The organism is Planktothrix sp. FACHB-1355, assembly GCF_014748295.1.
GTDB lineage: Bacteria > Cyanobacteriota > Cyanobacteriia > Cyanobacteriales > Aerosakkonemataceae > Aerosakkonema > Aerosakkonema funiforme_A.
On the sequence record NZ_JACJUP010000804.1, the window covers coordinates 1 to 3,298 of the forward strand.

6 protein-coding genes are annotated in these 3,298 nt (G+C 39.1%); 2 read left to right on the top strand and 4 right to left on the bottom strand.

Going from position 1 to position 3,298, the window contains the following annotated elements; translation table 11 throughout:
- The coding region (locus H6S82_RS25135; protein ID WP_199317956.1) for a hypothetical protein at nt 1–388 on the bottom strand (388 nt) is incomplete at its 3' end.
- Nucleotides 389–754: 366 nt separating this feature from the next.
- On the opposite strand from H6S82_RS25135, the gene H6S82_RS25140 reads away from it, so the two are divergent.
- Nucleotides 755–1,024 carry a hypothetical protein gene (locus H6S82_RS25140; RefSeq protein WP_190473794.1) on the top strand — a complete coding sequence of 90 codons (270 nt, stop codon included), beginning with the start codon at nt 755–757 and terminating at the stop codon, nt 1,022–1,024.
- A 126-nt stretch (nt 1,025–1,150) separates the two neighbouring features.
- On the opposite strand, the gene H6S82_RS25145 is transcribed toward H6S82_RS25140, so the two are convergent.
- The gene (locus H6S82_RS25145) at nt 1,151–1,468 is read right to left on the bottom strand and encodes a hypothetical protein (RefSeq protein ID WP_190473795.1); all 318 of its coding nucleotides are present in this window, start codon (nt 1,466–1,468) and stop codon (nt 1,151–1,153) included.
- Between the two features lie 314 nt (nt 1,469–1,782).
- The gene (locus tag H6S82_RS25150; RefSeq protein ID WP_190473796.1) at nt 1,783–2,148 is read right to left on the bottom strand and encodes a Lin0512 family protein; all 366 of its coding nucleotides are present in this window, start codon (nt 2,146–2,148) and stop codon (nt 1,783–1,785) included.
- A gap of 275 nt (nt 2,149–2,423) precedes the next feature.
- Here H6S82_RS25150 and H6S82_RS25155 point away from each other — a divergent pair, with 275 nt between their 5' ends.
- Nucleotides 2,424–2,675, top strand: a complete 252-nt coding sequence (locus H6S82_RS25155) for a hypothetical protein (RefSeq protein WP_190473797.1) — start codon at nt 2,424–2,426, stop codon at nt 2,673–2,675.
- An 81-nt stretch (nt 2,676–2,756) separates the two neighbouring features.
- On the opposite strand, the gene H6S82_RS25160 is transcribed toward H6S82_RS25155, so the two are convergent.
- Nucleotides 2,757–3,298 (bottom strand): DUF3598 family protein (locus tag H6S82_RS25160; protein WP_191056891.1); only part of this gene is annotated, 542 nt, incomplete at its 5' end.

Consider the following 3,298-nt stretch of genomic DNA (forward strand, 5'->3'; position numbering starts at 1 on the left):
GAACGAGTCCGTTCATGGTTAGCAGTACAACGCCATCTTCAAAGTATGTGTAGAAGTAAATATTAGCTTGGTTGCCCCGGTCTGGTAAAACGGACATGATTGCTTGTGCAAACGTCTGGCAATTATTGTTGAATAGTAGAACTTGCCAGTGTTTATCTCCAAAAATGTTGTCTTCTTGGCAGTAACAACAGAATTGAAACCCTAGTTTTTCGATTTCATTCACAGGTATTTTAAATAATTCTTTTACATAATCTGGTGTCTCGTTGTCGCGATCGATCGTTATTTTAGAGTACTGAAGAGTTAAGTTTAAAAGCCTTTGAAAAATCAGAAAGTAGCCGGCTCCCAGCACCAATCCATAGATGGCTAACCCGTAGATTAAGTATTGCATATCTTTTGCCGCTGTTTGAATATCCGCTATTCTACTTATTCGATTATAAGAGCATAAACAGAGAAAACACTTATTATAACGGCATTCAGTTGCGTGAAGTATATCCCAGAAACCCGGTCTCTTAAACAAGACCCTCGCTATTTTCTCAACCCAACCTACAAACATTCCCTAAAAAGGGCTCTATCTGTCGCAGTTAAACTCTCTGCTATTAAATTTAAAAGAAAAGTTTAAGAACGCAACAACTATTAACATTTCGTAATTTAAATAATGTAGTTAATTATACTTTTTAGATATTTCAAATATAGTTTGATGATTCTATGCTTATCTTTAAGCGCGAAAACTCTAAAATTTTCCAAAAATAAAGTTATGACAGTACAACGGCAAGAGCTTTATATCAATTTGATCGAACAATTGTTTAAGTGTCCGAACGGTCAGGAACCAGAGGTTTTAGACGCCCACTTAGACTTGCTCGATGCTGGTTTGGTGCAAACAATGGTACAAATAGGAACGGTAATGGCCCATGAAGATAACCAAGATGGTGCTAAATTTTTATTTCATGTTGCCCGCGAATTAGCTAAGCAATTAGGATTGTACCCCGACACATCAACTAGCCCTGCAATACAGCCAGAAGGCTAATTGCTTTATCTCAAAAACCCACCACACCCGAAGCGGGTTGTGGTGGGGGCGTTTAGGAGGAAAAGCAGATAAAAACCGGCAGCAGGGTTTTTATTTAATTAATCAATAGATGAAAAACGATATTTTTTAGTCTTCATCGAAAGCCGGGAAAGCTTCCTCAAATTGCCATAAATAATCTTTCTTTTCGACAAACCATCTACGAGTTTCTGGAGTTAATTTTTCCCAAATATCTTCTACAGGAATGTGAGGAGAAGCAAATTGATATTGCTGGCCCAGGCTTTGCAAATTTTCTACAACTTCCAAAGGAATTCCAAATTTTTCCCAGTCAACTTTTAGATAGCGGCCAGAAACACCCCTAGCTGGATCGAAAACTAATTGTGCAGTCCTGATAAGGTCGGCAAAGTGTTGCGCCCTGAGTCCGGTTATTTTATGAATTTCGAGCATCGATCGTTTTCTCCATACATTGTCGTTTGGTAAATATGCGTGATTTCATCAAGTGTTAGTTCCGAGTTTTTAGGCCAGTATTAATCATTTTACATAGAAGCGTTAAGCTAGACAATAATCTAGCTTCTAAAGAAATATGAAAGTATGTGAATGTATTTTAAAAAAATTAACCTGCTAGTTACTTCCATTAGCTCTTGTTCGGAATAAATAATGGGTACGTTGTTGGGCTTTAGGGCTCAAAGAGTGCTAAAGTGCAACAACGTACCTAAAAAGCCTTAATGATATAACTAGCAACTTACGTTAAATACCTTAAACTACTCAATATCAACGAAAACCGTAACAGCAGCAACAGCAATTAGCATTTCATCATTTTTATCATTAAGTGAGGAAATTGCCCGCCCTTGAACTACCATACCGCCTTTTTCAACATTGAGAGATTTGCGCCCAAAAGGTAGCACCGCTAATACTTCTTCTTGACGGACTTGTTCTGGGTAAGGAACTGCTACCTGGACTTCCACGATCATTTCATTTGGATTGCTCAAACCGGCGACTTCCCAAATACCGGGTAAGGCATTGTTTGCAATGGCGTTGCGTACAGCTCTCTTTGCGGCGACGGTCGGTTCCTGTCCGTGCTGGTCAATTCCCATACCCATTTCGATGATAAAGCGTTTACGAGCCACAGCTACCTCTTGATTGTTTTAAGCCTATATCTTTATGTTTATAGTCTAATTAGGCGGAAAAAAACCAAGGAAAGCTTTTTTTACCTTATCTGTCTTTTCTAAGTATTGCTGCGTATTTGACTTCACAAATTAGCTAAAAAATATCAAACATCTACCTAGAGACAGATGACGTAAATTCATGATAAACTTTTGATGCAGCGATCGATCGACTCATTTGCTGTGAAGCCGCTTTGCGGTGAAGATTGCTGTTTTTGCTTATTTTATGTGTTAAAGCAATGAAAAATCTGTTTTGGAAAGTCGAGCAATGCGATAAATGCAACACTTTAGCTGTCAAAAGTATTGATGAATTTTGGGGATGCCTGCAATGCCGGGACTTACCTAAAGACGCTCTTAGCCTATATTTAAGCGGTGTGTGTGTCTATTGCCGCAAACCCTTGATTCCACTGATGGAAGCTTGTCTAACTTGTGGAAATCAGCCGAGACAGTTTTGGGAAAAAGTGTCACCCGGCAGTTTGACTAGAAGATAAGTTTAGTATAATTTAGCCTGCCAATTTTTGTGCAACATACTCTGTGACTGCTTTAGCTGAATCTAATCAGCCTTTTGCCGTCTACTCTTTTCGCTCGAAGACTTCTGATATCAACAGCGAAAACTTACCAGATTCGTCATATTTGGCGGTGAGTCGTTTGTACTCGTTTTTCGAGACAAATTTACCTGCTGCTATCTCAAATTCTTCACCAAATTCAACCTTTTTAGGAGCATTGACAACGACTCCATCTGGAAGGAAGAAGGTTTTGTTTTTACCAGCGTTTGCATCTAACACCAGTTGTTGAGTTTCGCTCGCTGGAGACACTTTCAAATCGGGTGTCATATATTCTCTTTTCCCTATCCAATTACCGGAGATATTATCTACCTCTAACTCAGGCTTTTCATCGGGGAAGCTACCTAGTTGTTCGCGAATTAACGTCATTCTCTCTAAATCGCCAGTCTTTCCATAGATAGGAGTTAAGCTAGTTCGGAAATTTTCATGTTGTAAAAATAACTCAACGCCGAAATATTCTTCGTTTTCAAGTATTTTAGATACCACAGCATTGACACCTTGGCCAAAAGAAAGCGCCCTCATAGACAACAGAGCGGGGTGCATTATTCCAT